At 60.6% G+C, this 13,925-nt stretch carries 16 protein-coding genes; 3 read left to right on the top strand and 13 right to left on the bottom strand.

What is annotated here, in order from left to right; translation table 11 throughout:
• From flgK to HKD46_RS15380, 12 genes are all read right to left on the bottom strand, one after another.
• Nucleotides 1-1,998: a flagellar hook-associated protein FlgK gene (gene flgK, locus HKD46_RS15435; RefSeq protein ID WP_171865628.1), complete on the bottom strand. Its 1,998-nt coding sequence runs from the start codon at nucleotides 1,996-1,998 to the stop codon at nucleotides 1-3.
• Nucleotides 1,999-2,001: 3 nt separating this feature from the next.
• Entirely contained in the window at nucleotides 2,002-3,102 is a 1,101-nt protein-coding gene (gene flgJ, locus HKD46_RS15430) for a flagellar assembly peptidoglycan hydrolase FlgJ (RefSeq protein WP_042017546.1), read from the bottom strand.
• Between the two features lie 46 nt (nucleotides 3,103-3,148).
• Complete coding sequence (locus HKD46_RS15425) at nucleotides 3,149-4,246, bottom strand: flagellar basal body P-ring protein FlgI (RefSeq protein ID WP_010675288.1); 1,098 nt, start codon at nucleotides 4,244-4,246, stop codon at nucleotides 3,149-3,151.
• Nucleotides 4,247-4,306: 60 nt separating this feature from the next.
• Entirely contained in the window at nucleotides 4,307-4,978 is a 672-nt protein-coding gene (gene flgH / locus HKD46_RS15420) for a flagellar basal body L-ring protein FlgH (RefSeq protein WP_010675289.1), read from the bottom strand.
• Nucleotides 4,979-4,994: 16 nt separating this feature from the next.
• Nucleotides 4,995-5,783 (bottom strand): flagellar basal-body rod protein FlgG, encoded by a 789-nt coding sequence (flgG, locus tag HKD46_RS15415; RefSeq protein ID WP_010675290.1) that lies wholly within the window; start codon nucleotides 5,781-5,783, stop codon nucleotides 4,995-4,997.
• Nucleotides 5,784-5,797: 14 nt separating this feature from the next.
• Nucleotides 5,798-6,544, bottom strand: coding sequence for a flagellar basal-body rod protein FlgF (gene flgF / locus HKD46_RS15410; RefSeq protein WP_010675291.1), 747 nt, complete (start codon nucleotides 6,542-6,544; stop codon nucleotides 5,798-5,800).
• A gap of 146 nt (nucleotides 6,545-6,690) precedes the next feature.
• Nucleotides 6,691-8,037: a flagellar hook protein FlgE gene (gene flgE, locus HKD46_RS15405; protein ID WP_039040233.1), complete on the bottom strand. Its 1,347-nt coding sequence runs from the start codon at nucleotides 8,035-8,037 to the stop codon at nucleotides 6,691-6,693.
• Nucleotides 8,038-8,047: 10 nt separating this feature from the next.
• Nucleotides 8,048-8,785 (bottom strand): flagellar hook assembly protein FlgD, encoded by a 738-nt coding sequence (locus HKD46_RS15400; RefSeq protein WP_171865627.1) that lies wholly within the window; start codon nucleotides 8,783-8,785, stop codon nucleotides 8,048-8,050.
• A gap of 90 nt (nucleotides 8,786-8,875) precedes the next feature.
• Nucleotides 8,876-9,295: a flagellar basal body rod protein FlgC gene (gene flgC / locus HKD46_RS15395; RefSeq protein ID WP_005329775.1), complete on the bottom strand. Its 420-nt coding sequence runs from the start codon at nucleotides 9,293-9,295 to the stop codon at nucleotides 8,876-8,878.
• Nucleotides 9,292-9,693, bottom strand: coding sequence for a flagellar basal body rod protein FlgB (gene flgB / locus HKD46_RS15390; protein WP_010675294.1), 402 nt, complete (start codon nucleotides 9,691-9,693; stop codon nucleotides 9,292-9,294). The genes flgC and flgB overlap by 4 nt, the downstream gene beginning before the upstream one ends.
• A gap of 61 nt (nucleotides 9,694-9,754) precedes the next feature.
• On the bottom strand, nucleotides 9,755-10,579 hold the full coding sequence (locus HKD46_RS15385; RefSeq protein ID WP_128295959.1) for a protein-glutamate O-methyltransferase CheR: 825 nt from the start codon (nucleotides 10,577-10,579) through the stop codon (nucleotides 9,755-9,757).
• 17 nt (nucleotides 10,580-10,596) lie between these two features.
• A complete protein-coding gene (locus HKD46_RS15380; RefSeq protein ID WP_010675296.1) occupies nucleotides 10,597-11,508 on the bottom strand; it encodes a chemotaxis protein CheV in 912 nt (303 codons plus the stop codon).
• A 237-nt stretch (nucleotides 11,509-11,745) separates the two neighbouring features.
• Between HKD46_RS15380 and flgA the strand changes: the two genes are divergently transcribed.
• The 3 genes from flgA (at nucleotide 11,746) to HKD46_RS15365 (ending at nucleotide 13,179) form a co-directional block, all read left to right on the top strand.
• A complete protein-coding gene (gene flgA, locus HKD46_RS15375; protein WP_039040281.1) occupies nucleotides 11,746-12,351 on the top strand; it encodes a flagellar basal body P-ring formation chaperone FlgA in 606 nt (201 codons plus the stop codon).
• A gap of 94 nt (nucleotides 12,352-12,445) precedes the next feature.
• The gene (flgM, locus tag HKD46_RS15370) at nucleotides 12,446-12,766 is read left to right on the top strand and encodes a flagellar biosynthesis anti-sigma factor FlgM (protein ID WP_010675298.1); all 321 of its coding nucleotides are present in this window, start codon (nucleotides 12,446-12,448) and stop codon (nucleotides 12,764-12,766) included.
• Entirely contained in the window at nucleotides 12,763-13,179 is a 417-nt protein-coding gene (locus HKD46_RS15365) for a flagella synthesis protein FlgN (RefSeq protein WP_039040232.1), read from the top strand. The genes flgM and HKD46_RS15365 overlap by 4 nt, the downstream gene beginning before the upstream one ends.
• 43 nt (nucleotides 13,180-13,222) lie before the next feature.
• Here HKD46_RS15365 and yfcE read toward each other — a convergent pair whose 3' ends face one another.
• Nucleotides 13,223-13,786 carry a phosphodiesterase gene (yfcE, locus tag HKD46_RS15360; protein WP_311699276.1) on the bottom strand — a complete coding sequence of 188 codons (564 nt, stop codon included), beginning with the start codon at nucleotides 13,784-13,786 and terminating at the stop codon, nucleotides 13,223-13,225.
• Nucleotides 13,787-13,925: the final 139 nt, after the last annotated feature.

Below are 13,925 nucleotides of genomic sequence, written 5' to 3'. Positions count from 1 at the left end.
TTACCTCACGGAGGAGAGCAGGGTGTCGAAGATGGTCTTGGCGGTGTTCACTATCTGGGCCGAGGCCGCATAGGACTGCTGGAAGCGGATGAGGTTGGCCGCCTCCTCCTCCAGATTGACGCCGGAGACACTCTCGAAGATGGCGGTACTCTGGGTCAGCTTCGCCTCGTTGGCCTGCAGCAGGGTCTTGGCCTGGCTGGTCTTGTTGCCAATGCCGCTCACCAGACCCGAGTAGGCATCGTTGAAGGTCATCTTGTCGTTGCTGGTGGCGGCGTTGTTGTTCTTGCGCACCAGCTCCTTGTTCTGCAGCTCCGCCAGCGCCAGGCCGTTGGCGTTGTCCGCAAAGCCGTCCTTGTTGTAGCTGAGCGTGAAGCTGTCGCTGGCCTCCACCTTGCCGGTGATGCTGAACTCATAGCCCGGGCTCTGGGTCGGATCGGCGTAGACCTTGGGCCCCCCCAGGGGGCTCTCGAGGGCGGCCATCAGGTTCTGTCCCTTGCTGGAGGCGGGGGCGACACCCAGCAGGTTGTTGTTCTTGTCATAGACCTCGTAGTTGCCGCTGCCGTCGATCTTGATGACCTGGGGGGCACTCGGGTCCAAAGTGTTGGTGCCAAAACCCGAGCCCGTGCCGGTGTTGTAGACACCGCCCAGCGTTATTTCGCCCGAGCCCAGGTTCTGGGATCCCTTGTCCGCCTTCAGGGGGGATGCCAGCGCGATATCCTCGGGACGGGTGATCGCCTGCTCCAGGTTGGCAGCCGCATTCCGGGTGGGTTGCAACAAGATCTTGTCACCCGCGACCGGAGTGCCGGAGAGATCGATTTCGATGCCATGTCCCGCCACCTCGAAGGTGGCTGGCGGCGTGGTCCCCGTGGCGAGCGAGGTACGCTGCCCGCTGCCGTCGATGGCGAACACCTCGTAACCGGTGGCGCTGTTGAACCGCACCTCGTAGTCGAAGGTGGTGACCTCGCTCCCCTTGCCGGGGACGAAGTTGACGCTGGCCGCCCCGTTACCCTGGTTGCTGGCGTAGGGCAGCCCCTGGCTTCCCTTGAGGGTGAAGAGATCCCCCCCAAGCTCGTTGTCGAGATCCATCCCCAGCCGGTTCTGCTGGTTCATGGCATCCCCCAGGGCGACGGCCAGCTGCCCCAGCTCCCGCTTGGCGGGCTCCAGATCCCGGCGCGCGGTGAAGAGGCCACCGATGGCACCGCCAATATCCTTGTCGTTGATGCTGGCCTGGTTCTTGCCCAGGGTCAGCTGCAGGGAAGGCTCACGGGAATCCGGGTCCCCCGGCACCACCTTGAACTGGGCCACGCCGCCATCGAGCACCAGGGAGTGCCCTGTACTCATGTTGACCAGCATGCTGCCATTGGGCTGGGTCACGGTGCGGATCTCCATCTTCTCGGAGAGCTGGCGAATGGCCTCATCCCGCTGATCGAACAGCATCAGATTCTCTTCAGGGGAGCCTTGGGTGCGGACGATGGCCTGGTTCAGATCGTTGATGCTGTTCAGCAGGCTGTTCACCCTGTCCGTCTCGTCCCCTATGGTGGCGTTGATGGTATCGGACTGCTTGTCGAGCTGGGCGGAGAGGGTATGGAATCTGTCCACCATGCCGCTCAGTTCACTCAGGGTCGTCTTGCGCCCCCCGATCTCGGACGGTGACTCGTTGGCGGTGTGGAAAGCCTTGAAGTAGGAGGTGATGGTGGTCCCCACGCTGTTGCTGGCATCACCGAGCAGGCTGTCGAGCCGGAACAGTTGATCGTAGCGGGTGTTGGCCGCCTGATAGGCGGACGTATCCCGGCGCACCTCGGCCTGGGCATAGGCGTTGATGATGCGCTCGCTCACCATGTCGCCCGTCCCCAATCCGACGGAATTGGTGTAGATCAGGGTGCGTTCACGTACATAGCCCTGGCTATTGACGTTCACTATGTTGTTGCTGGTGGTCTGCAGCAGTCGCTGCTGGGCCAACACACCCGAGGTCCCAATTCCAAGCAGATCGCTTGCCATAGCTTACAGCTCCATCTCTGTGTTCCTGTCTGCAATGTTGCCGGGCGTCGAGTAACCGGCGATGGCATCACTGCGCAACACTTGTTTAAGTTTCCTGGCGTACTGGGGATCGGTGGCATAACCGGCCTGCTGCAACGCCTCGAAGTAACGGTCCGGGCTGTCCACCTTGGCCAGCGCCCCCTTGTAGCGACTCCCAGAGGTCAGGAAATCCACGTAGTCGTTGAAGCTCTCTTCGAACGACTCGTAGGAACGAAACGCCGCCTTCTGGCGCGAGGCCACCCCTTGCTCGTATTCCAGGGTGCTCACCACCGCCTTGGGGCCTTCCCAACGCGGATCGGCCTTGATGCCGAACAGGTTGTGCGTCACGTTTCCGTCTGCATCCTTGATCACCCGCTTGCCCCAGCCACTCTCAAGGGCGGCCTGGGCCACCAGCACCGCCGGGCTCAACCCCAGCTTGTCCGCCGCCTTCTTGGCCAGCGGCATCAGCCTGTCGACGAACTCTTCCGGGCTGTCAAACACCTTCGCGCTGCCATCCAGGGCCGAAGGCCTCTGGCTGCTGCCCATGGGCGGCACGGTGCGGTGGGGGCGTCTTGGCAGGGCCAGCGTACGCTCGGCCCCATTCAGCTCACCCTTCATTTCGTTATCAGCAAAATCTTTGCCAACTTTGGAGGCAGCAATCAGATCGTTGGAGGCACTGGGGGGTTGATAGGGCTTGTAGACTCGCTCGGTACGCTGGGGCAGCTTGAGTACCCGGCCATCCTGATGGGTGAAGGTCTGCTCGGGTGAGAGCTGCCTGGCCACCATCTCGGCAATGCCCAGCCCCCCCTTGCTCGACATGTCGGCAACCCGCTGCTCGTCCAGCATCCCTTCATAGAACTGGGTGTAGCTGCTGTTCATCGGGTTGCCCTCGGTGAGCACCGAGTTGGCCTGGCGCATCCCCTTGAACAGGGTCTGGGTGAAGATGGATTCGAACTGGCGGGCGGCCGCCATCAGGGCCCCTTGCTTCCCCTCCTTGCTCAGGCTCATCTGGCGCAGTTTGTCCAGGTTCTGGACGTCCTGCACCATGCCAATATTGATACCGCTCTGGGTGTCGAACTCTGCCATAACCTACCTCTTTGCCGCCCGTGGCAACCGCTTGCCGCTCACGAAATTACAGAATGACCAGTTGGCCCTGGATCGCGCCCGCCTGCTGCAGCGCCTCCAGGATCGCCATCAGATCCCCGGGGGCGACCCCCACCTGGTTCACCGCCCGCACCAGGTCGTCCAGGGTCGCGCCGGTATCGAGCTTGAACATCCGACCGGGATCCTGCTGCACGTTGATGGTGGAGTTGTTGGTGACCGCCGTCTGCCCGCCAGCGAGCGGATTGGGTTGGGAGACCTGCTGGTTCTCGGCGATGGTGACCGTCAGCCCACCGTGGCTGATGGCCGCCGGGCGCAGCTTGACCTCGCTGCCGATGACGATGGTCCCGGTGCGCGAATTCACGATGATCTTGGCGGACTCGCTCGCCGGGTCCACTTCCAGGTTCTCGATGGTGGAGAGGTAGGAGACCCGCTGGGCCGGATCCCGCGGTGCGAATACCTTGATGGAGGTGGCGTCCATCGCCTGGGCGGTGTTCGGACCCACCAGATCGTTGACCACGTCCGCCAGACGGCGGGCGGTGGTGAAGTCCGGCCGGTTCAGGTTGAAGGTGATGGTGTCGCCCTGGCTGAAGGAGTTGGGAACCTCCCGCTCCACGGTCGCCCCGTTGGCGATGCGCCCCACTGTGGGCGTGTTCACCACCACCTTGGAGCCGTCCGCCCCTTCGGCCCCGAGGCCACCGACCACCAGGCTGCCCTGGGCCACCGCATAGACGCGGCCATCCAGTCCTTTCAGGAAGGTCTGGAGCAGGGTGCCGCCACGCAGGCTCTTCGCCTCGCCGATGGCGGAGACGGTGACGTCTATGGTCTGACCCGGCTTGGAGAAGGGGGGCAGATCCGCGTGGATGGCCACCGGCGCCACGTCCTTGATCTTGGGCTTGATGTTGTCAGGCACCTTGATGCCGAAGTTGTTGAGCATGGTCCTGAAGGTCTGCTCGGTGAAGGCGTTGTTCTTCTCCCCCGTGCCGGGCAGGCCCACCACCAGACCGTAACCGATAAGCTGGTTGCTGCGCACTCCTTCCACCGAGGCGAGGTCCTTGATGCGGGATGCGTGCGCCAGCCCGAAGGGCAGCAGGCAGCACAGCAGGGCAAGCAGACGGAATCGGTTCATGACATCTCCTAACAAAACCTTCCTGTTCCAGGGCCCGTGAACGCCCCGGACTCTTGAGTCTTAAATGGGCCACCAGGGGCCGTTGAAGAAGCTGGTGAGCCAGCCCTGTTCCTGGGTGTTCGCCAGATCCCCGGTACCGCCGTAATAGATACGCGCATTGGCCACCCGCTGGGAGGAGACGCTGTTTTCCGAGCTCACGTCCTCCGGGCGCACCAGACCGGTGATACGGATGTATTCGTTGCCATTGTTGAGCATGATCCACTTCTCGCCGCGCACCAGCAGGTTGCCGTTTGGCAGTACCTTGACCACGCTGACCGAAATGTTGCCCTGCAGGCTGTTGCTCTGATCCGCCTTGGCCTGCCCCTTGAAGGCACTGTTCTGGCCGATGGAGGCCGACAGATCGTAGGGCCCCGCCGTGACCGGCACGCCACCCAGGGTGACGGGGTCGAGCGCCAGCTTGTTGTCCTTGCCGCTCTGGGTGTTGGCCTTTTTCGACGCAGAGGTCGACTCCGCCAACTGGATGGTGATGATGTCACCCACCCGGTGCGCCTTGATGTCCGAGTAGATGCCGTTGACCTGCTCGGGCTGGAAGATGGCGCCGGTCGGGCGCACCGACACCGGCTCCGACTCCCCGTAGACGGGGGCGAAATCCGGGTCATCCGGTTTGGCGGTATTGGGGGTACTGGTGCAACCCGCTAGCGTCAGCAGTCCCAGCATCCATATGGCTTTCATCATGGCACTCCTTTCATCAGGTCCGCTGGGTCAGGAAGGACATCATGGAGTCGACGGCGGAGATGACCTTGGAGTTCATCTCGTAGACCCGCTGAGCCTGGATGAGATTCACCAGCTCCTCGGTCACGTTGACGTTGGAGGTCTCCAGCATCCCCTGCTTGATCACCCCCAGCCCGTCCGCACCGGCAGTCCCCTGAATGGGGGCGCCGCTGGACTGGGTCTCGAGGAAGAGGTTCTCCCCCATGGGCTGCAGGCCGGTGGGGTTGACGAAGTCCGTGGTGTTGATCTGGCCCACCACCTGGGATTGGCCATCCCCCTTGAGCTGGACGGAGACCTGGCCATCCTCCCCCACGGTGACGCTCTGGGCGTTCTCGGGGATCTGGATCTCCGGTTGCAACGGGTAACCGTTGCCCGGGGTGACGATGGTCCCCTCGTCGTTCAGGGTGAACTGGCCGTTGCGGGTATAGGCGGCGCTGCCATCGGGCAGCTGGATTTCGAAGTAGCCGCGGCCGCTGATCATCAGGTCAAGGGAGTTGTCCGTGGTCTGGACGTTGCCCTGACTGTGGTTTTTCTGGGTGGCGACCACCTTGGCCCCCGCCCCCAGCATCAGGCCGGAAGGGAGCTCGGTGTCCGCCGAGGAGCGACCGCCAGGCTGGTTGATGTTCTGATAAAGCAGATCCTCGAAGATGGCCCGCGCCTTCTTGTAGCCCACTGTGCTGGCGTTCGCCAGGTTGTTCGAGGTGACCGAGATGTTGGTCTGCTGGGCATCGAGGCCGGTCTTGCTGATCCAGAGTGCAGGATTCATGGGGTGCTCCTTGATTAGCTGATACGCAGCAGCTGGGTTTGTGCCTCGTCGTTCTCCTCGGCGGTCTTCATGATCTTGACCTGAGTTTCAAACTGACGTTGCAAGCGAATAAGGTTGGTCATCTCGTCGACCACGTTGACGTTGCTCCCCTCAAGGGAGCCGGCGATCAGGCCCACATCCGCAGACGCGGCCTCATTCTGGCCATCCTTGCGGCGAAACAGGCCGTCCTGACCTTTCTCCACCGCATCTGCCGCCGGGTTGACCAGCTTGATACGTTGGAAATCTTCCGGCAGGTTGGCGGCTGCCCCCTCGGGACGGCCGCTGATGGTACCGTCACGATTGATCTCGATCTTCTCCATGGGCAGGGGCAGCACGATGGGCTGACCGGCATCATCCACCACGTTCAGACCGGTGGAGGTCTGCAGATTGCCGGTGGCATTGAGCTGCAGGTTGCCCATGCGGGTATAGGCTTCCGCACCGTTGGGATCCTGCACCGCAATCCAGCCCGGTCCATCGACGGCAACGTCAAGATCCCGACCCGTGGTCATCAGCATGCCGTGCTGCAGGTTCTGGCCCGGCCGCTCGGTCATGGCGAACACCCGCGTGGGCAGCCCTTCGCCAAACGCCTGCATGCTGCGCGCCTGCTCGAAGTCAGACTTGAAGCCAATGGTGTTGGCGTTGGCAAGGTTGTTGCCACGAACAGCCAGGCTGTTCATGTTCTCCTTGGCCCCGGACATGGCGATGTAAAGCAGGTGATCCATGGGATCCTCCGTCAAACAGATGACTCTCACAGCTCAACTGCAAGTTGAATGCCAAGAGAGATGACGAAGACGGAATGAAAGGAGGAAATGAGGCGGGACGGAAATGACAAGGGGCGCCGAAGCGCCCCTGCCAACTACCCGCCGTCTTAGCGGATCTGCAGTATGTTCTGCTGCAGGGAGCTGTTCACTTCCAGGGAACGGGAGTTGGCCTGGAAGTTGCGCTGGGCAGTGATGAGGTCGACCAGCTCGGTGGTGAGATCCACGTTGGACTGCTCCAGTGCCGACGACTTGATGGAGCCGAACGTGCCGGAGTTCGGGGTGCCGGGCAAGGCATCGCCAGAGAGCAGGGACTGGCGCCAGGAGGTGTCGCCGACCTGGGTGAGACCCTGGGCATTGGCAAACTTTGCCATGGCCACCATGGCCACCTTGACGGTGGTGGCGTTGCTGTAAGTGGCGGAGACTATGCCATCCGCCCCGATCTCCACCTTGGTCAGGCGGCCGACGGTGGAGCCGTCCTGGGTCAGCTTGCTCACTTCAAAGGGGGAGGCGTACTGGGTCACGGTACCAAGCTTGAACTCAATCTCCTGGGTGCCATCGGCGCCATTGGTGATGATACCAGCCCCTGTCGCCCCCAGGGGTTCCGTCTTGATGACCGCCGGGGTGGTGGGTGTGACCATCTTGCCGGAGGCATCGAAGGTCACCCGGGCGCTCAGGGGGGCCTGGCTCAAACCGGTCGCCATGGTGGTGGCCGTACCGCCTACGATGTCGATGGGCTTGTCCCCTTCATAGAGGTACATGCGCCAGGCAGTCGGCACCGCCGCTTGGGTAGGATCGGCCGGATCCGCTTCCTTGGTGAAGTACTGGGTGATGGTGTGTGGCTCGCCCAGGGAGTCATAGACCACCACGGAGGTGGAGGAGGAGTAGGTGGTCGAGTCAGTGGGATCGAATTTGGAGGCATTGACATCCATCAGCGTTTTCGTGCTGGAAGGCAGGTTGAAACCAGCCTCGACCGTCGTGGTCTGCACCGGCTCACCGGCCTTGTCCGGGATCTGGATGGGCTTGGTGGCGTTGATGCTCACCGCCTTGGGGGTGCCGTCAGAGTTGATCTCGTACCCTTGCAGATAACCGCCGGAGTTGCTGACCATGTAGCTGCTTTCATTGAGCTTGAAGGCGCCCGCACGGGTGTAGGTGCGATCCAGGTTGGTCAGGCCGTCCGAGGTCACGAAGAAGCCGTTGCCCTGGATGGCGAGATCCAGCGCGTTGTTGGTGAATTGCAGCGCGCCCTGGTGGAACTGCTGGGCCACAGCGCCAGTCGCCACCCCGTTGCCGACCTGGGTCTTGGCGTTGACGAAGATGGAGTTGGCGTAGACGTCGGCGAACTCGGCGCGGGACTCCTTGAAGCCGGTGGTATTGACGTTGGCAATGTTGTTCGCGGTGACGTTCAGGTCTTTTTGAGCCGCATTGATGCCGCTGAGGGCATTGTTGAATGACATGTCTTTCTCCTTAGATCACTGCGTTAGAGGACGAAGCCGACTGGGTGGTGGTCTTGCCGGTCGTCGCGCCAATTTCCAATACATCGGTCAGGTAGATGCCGCCCAGTCCCTTGAGTTTGAGGGTGCTGGGGTTGGTGCTCGTTCCCAGGGTGACGCTCTCCACCTTGGCGTAAGTCAGGGCGGGGACGCTCTCCGACTTGCCGTCGACGGTGGCATGCGCCTCTATCGAATACTTGCCGCTCTTGACCTGGTTGCCGGACTTGTCCTTGCCATCCCATTCAAAGGCCACGTTCCCCTTGTGGCTCCCTTCGATGGCGAACTCCCTGATAACCTGGCCGCTCTCGTCCTTCACCGTCACCTTGATGTTGCTGCCGCCATCGCCGGTGGCGATGACCCCCGTGAGGGTGCCTCCCTTCTCCACGTAACCCGTGTTGGACGGGATCAGCACGTTCTGTCCCACCAGCGCGGAGGCCTGCAGCGCCTGGCTGGAGGTCATCAGGCTGTTGAGGCTCTCCATCTGGGAGGAGAGGCTGCTGATCCCCTGAGACGTCGACATCGAGGTCATCTGGGAAAGCATCTGGGCGTTGTCCACCGGTTTGAACGGATCCTGATAGGAGAGCTGCATGGTCAGCAGCTTCAGGAAGGACTCCTGATCCAGCTCCTTTTTCTGGGTACTGGTGTTGACCGTACTGGTCTGGGCCGACGTCGTCCGGTTGACGCCCAGCAGGCTGTCATAGGTATCTGCCACTTATGCTCCCCCCTCTAGGGCGTGCCCACTGGGCCGATTGTTGCCGCCTGGCAGGCGATCACGGGTCACTCTCATCCGGGTTCACCTCTGTCAGGACTTGCCCAGACCCAGGGTCTGCTGCAACATTTTCTTGGCCGCGTCGGCCACCTGGACGTTGGTCTGGTAGCTGCGCGACGCCGCTATCATGTCCGCCATCTCTTCCACCATGTTGACGTTGGGCTTGAAGATGAAGCCATCCTTGTCCGCCATGGGGTGATTCGGGTTGTACTCCTTGAGCAGGGGCGCATCACTCTCGACGATGCCCTTCACATCCACCCCGACCGAGGCCTGCTTGTCGGACATGGCCTGATCCAGCTGGGCGGCAAAGACTGGCCGCCTGGCGTGGTAAGTTTTTTCCACGCTGGAGCTGACGCTGTCAGCGTTGGCCATGTTGCTCGCCACCGTGTTGAGGCGAACGGACTGCGCGCTCATGGCAGAGCCTGCAATGTCAAAGACCTTGAACAAACTCATCCTTGCTCTCCTTTCAGTGCCTTGAGCAGGCCGCTTATCTTGCTGTTCATAAATTCAAGGGAGGCCTGGTATTCGAGGCTGTTGCGCAGGAACTCGCTGCGCTCCTGCTGCACGTCCACCGTGTTGCCGTCACCGGTATCCGGTTGCAGGGGATTGCGGTACTGGGTCGTGCCCGGGGTATCCATCTGCAAGGCGAAGTGCTTCTCGCTGGTGGTGCTGAGCCCGAACCCTTGCTGGCCCTGGGCATCCTGCAACGCCTGTGAGAAGTCGATGTCACGGGCCTTGAAGCCCGGCGTGTCCGCATTGGCGATGTTGCTGGACAACACCTCGGCACGCTTGGCGCGCACGCTTAGCGTGTACTGATGAACACCGAATGCCTTGTCGAATGAAATTGCCATAGCACACCTCCTGCTTCATGAATATTTAGCAAGAGATGTGCCAAGAGGGTATTGAGCGGGGTTATTTGACCTTGTAGACGATGCCGGGGTTGCAGCGGATCATCTCGAACTTGTCGGTGAGGCCGGCCAGAGACTCGGAGGCCCCCAGCATCAGGTAGCCGCCAGGATTGAGGCTGCTGGCGAACTGGTTGAGGATCTTGGATTTCACTTCGGGCGCAAAGTAGATGAGCACGTTGCGGCAGAAGATGATGTCAAACTTGCCGAGCAGGCTGTAGCTCTCCAGCAGGTTGAGGGGACGGAAGCTGGTCAATTTTCTGACACGCTCCACCACCCGCATCTTGTTGTCGCCAAAGGGTTCGAAAAAGAGTCGCTTGCGCTCGGGGGAGAGCCCGCGGGCCAGCGCCAGGCTGTCGTAGACCCCCTCCTTGCACTGGTTGAGCATGGTGCTGGAGATATCGGTCCCCACTATCTGCACCCCGCCCGGCAAGGTACCCGGCCGCTTGACTTGCTGCTCCAGCGCCGTCATGGCGATGGAGTAGGGTTCCTGCCCGGATGAAGAGGCGGCAGACCATATCTTGATGGGACGACCGCTCTTGCCAAGCTCCGGGAAAATCTTGTCGCTCAGCAGCTGGAACGGATAGGTATCGCGAAACCACAGGGTCTCGTTGGTGGTCATGGCATCGACCACCGCCATCTTGAGCTCCCGCTCGCGCACGCTCATCGCCCGGGTGACCAGATCAGACAGACTCTCGATACCAAACTGAGTCATCAAGGGCGACAGGCGGCTCTTGACCAGATACTGTTTGTTGTCACCCAGCACTATGCCGCTCTGTTGCGCCAGAAAATTGCTGAATTGCCTGTATAAGTCGTCCGAAAGTGTCTTCATGCAGTTGTTCTTCTTGATTAGAGAGCGCCTTGTACGGCCTTGGCCAATTCATCCGGCTGGAATTTGGCAATGAAATTGTTCGCTCCGACTTTCTGCACCATGGCCTGATTGAACACCCCACTGAGGGAAGTGTGCAGGATAACATGCAAATCCTTGAGGTTGGGATTGTTGCGGATCTCGGCGGTGAAGGTATAACCGTCCATCTCCGGCATCTCGATGTCCGAAATGACCAGGGCTATCTGATCCTTGATGGGACCGTTCTTGGACATCTCCAGCAACATGTTGAGCGCTTCCCGTCCATCCTTGGCCAGCACGCACTGCACCCCGATAGCCTCAAGTGCCCGTTGAACCTGCTTGCGCGCCACCGAAGAGTCGTCCGCAACCAGCACGGGACGCCCGTGAGGATTGCGCTCCACGCTTGCTTCCACCAGTTCGGTGGACACCTCGGTGGAGACCGGCGAGATCTCGTTGAGAATGCGCTCCACGTCCAGGATCTCCACCAGCTCACCATCTACCTCGGTCACCGCCGTCATGTAGTTGATGCGACCTGCCCCTTTGGGTGGCGGCAGGATGGACTCCCAGTTCATGTTGATGATGCGCTCGACCGAGTGGACCAGGAACCCCTGAATGGAACGGTTGTACTCGGAGATGATGATGAAGCACTTGGAGAGGTCCTGGATGGGGCGCTTGCCCATCGCCATGCTGAGATCGATCACCGAGATGGTCTGGCCACGGATATGTGCCACGCCGCGAATGCAGGAGTTGAGCTTGGGCATGACGGTCAGAGGGGGACACTGCAGCACCTCGCGTACCTTGAATACGTTGATGCCAAATCTTTGACGTCCATTGAGACGAAACAACAGCAGCTCCAGCCTGTTTTGTCCCACTAGCTGGGTTCGCTGGTTGACCGAGTCCAGAATACTCGCCATAAACACTCCCTAAAAATGCTTGGCACTGATCGTGCATGTCATTATGCGTGCACATTGGCTTGCATCAGATCATCGTTGTTTCAACAATCGAATAATTCTGGAGCAAGCATAGTTAACTACGGTGGTATACGTGAATAACTTATCGACCGGTAAGCAAAAATGATTAGTAGACTTTTCCTTATCTTACTGCCGTTTTGCAGTCTGTCTCACGCCATGGCGTCCGAGGTCACCGACTATCTGCAAGAACAGGCACAGGCGTTCGTGCTCGACCAGCTCGATATTCCCCTCGATGCACAGGCCGACGTCAAGGCCGGTACCATTGACGAGCGCCTCCCCCTCACGCGCTGCGAAGATGCCCTCACCATTTCCCTCCCCGCCAGGATGGAGATCCGTCGCAACACCACCGTCTACCTCAAGTGCGAGGGAGAGAAATCCTGGGATCTCTATCTACCGGTCCGGGTCAGCATCCAGAAACCCTATGTCACCGTCGCCGTCCCGGTTGCCAAGGGAGACATTCTGAGTGAACCCATGCTGACCCTGGCATACCAGGACCAGACCCTGATCCGTGGCGACTACCTTACCGACCCGACCGCCCTCATCGGGGTACGCAGCAAGCGTGAGCTCAAACCGGGTCAGCCAATCAGGCTCACCCAGGTATGCGTGGTCTGCAAGGGGGACCAGGTCACCCTGAGCGCCGAAAACAGCAGCATGCAGATCAAAACCATGGCCCGCGCCTTGCAAGATGGCAGCTTCGGAGACATGATCCGGCTTGTCAACACGCGCTCGGGCAGAACGGTGCAAGGCCAGGTCAGTGCAGTGGGCTCCGTGGTCGTGACATTCTGACACAGGAATGCACTGCGCAATTTTTTTCTAAAGTTCTGACCGCCGTCACCGATATACAGGTAAGCGAACAGCAAAGCAGACGAAGGTAAACCTTATGGCTATCAACAATATCAACAACTTGGCTAACAACCGCCTGCAAAACAGCGGAAGCAGTCAAGGTGTAGCCACCAAGTCGGCGACCTCCAGCGAGAGCAGCCGTGCGACGACCGTCAAGAGCGACTCTGTCTCCTTGACCAGTGAGGCGCAGCAATTGCAACAGATGCAGAAGACCCTCAACACCGCCTCCACCGGTAACGAGAGCCGCGTCGAGAGCCTGAAGAAGGCCGTGGCCAGTGGGGAGTACAAGGTCAACAGCGAAGCCGTGGCCAGAAAGATGTTCAGCTTCGAAGCCGATCTGGATAAACGGTTGGGATGATGGACCTCCCTTCGCTGCTGCGCGCTCAGGACGACAACCTCTCCCAGATGCAAGGCTTGCTGGCAGAGGAGTTCGACCTCCTCAAGGCTCACCGGGCCCTTGCCTTGCCGGCACTCGCCGATCGCAAGCAACAACTGCTGGTGGCCATCGAGACGCTGGACAAGACTCTGGCAGAGCTACCCGACTTGCAGCAACAGCTGGGCGCCTTCCCGACCCAATTGCAGGCCCTTCAAGCCAAGCTGGAAGCCTGTCAGGAGCAGAACAACCTCAATGGACGTCTGCTCGAACTCAGCATTGTCTCCAATCGCCGTCTCGCCAGCTTCCTCAGCAAGCTCAGAGACAGCAGCTCCCTGACCTATGACGCCAAAGGCAATACCCGCTCAGGCACCCGCTCTTTCGGGATCAAGGCCTGATCTCCTCTCCCCCTTCTGATTTTCTCTCCTTGTCAGCCCCTAGTCAGAGCACCAGCTGCATCAGGGTTTCTCCATCCTTGCAGGCATGGATGCTCATGCAGCCCTCGTCATAGCGCCCATAACTGGCCACCCACTCGCCCCTTGGAAAACAGATAGATCCCGGGTTCATCAGGATCATTTCTCCCTCCTGGCGCAGCACAGGCACATGGGTATGACCGCTGATGAACAGGCTCCCTGCTGGCAGGGGCACGTTGCCGGGCTCATAGAGATGACCGTGGCTGACAAACCAGCGCCGCCCATCCACCAGCAGCTGGTTGTAGGGCGCCGTGATGGGGAAGTGGAGCAGCATCTGGTCCACCTCCGAATCGCAATTGCCACGCACCGCCATGATGCGGGGGGCCAGCTGGTTGAGCCTTGCCGCCACGGCAGCAGGATCATACCCCGCCCGCACCGGATTGCGCGGCCCGTGATTGAGCAGATCCCCGAGCAGCAGATAGTGATCAGGCTGCCAGGGAGCGAGTTGCGCCAGCACCTGCTCGAGGGCAGTCAGACTGCCGTGCAGATCCGAGATATTGACATCCTCCCCCACCTTAGCGCTTCGCGTCACAGGAGGGGGATTCCCATTACTGGGTGATAGCTGCTCGCGCAGTACCGGGTTCCTGCTTCATCGGGCGGCCTGATTGCACCGCGCCTCCACAGGCTAAAACGGCGTGTCCCGCCGCTAAAATATTGCGAGCGCCATTCAC

The sequence above is a fragment of the Aeromonas sp. TW 6 genome, from assembly GCF_013168745.1.
GTDB classification, from domain to species: Bacteria; Pseudomonadota; Gammaproteobacteria; order Enterobacterales; family Aeromonadaceae; genus Aeromonas; species Aeromonas caviae.
This window is presented reverse-complemented; position numbering and strand designations above follow the sequence as displayed.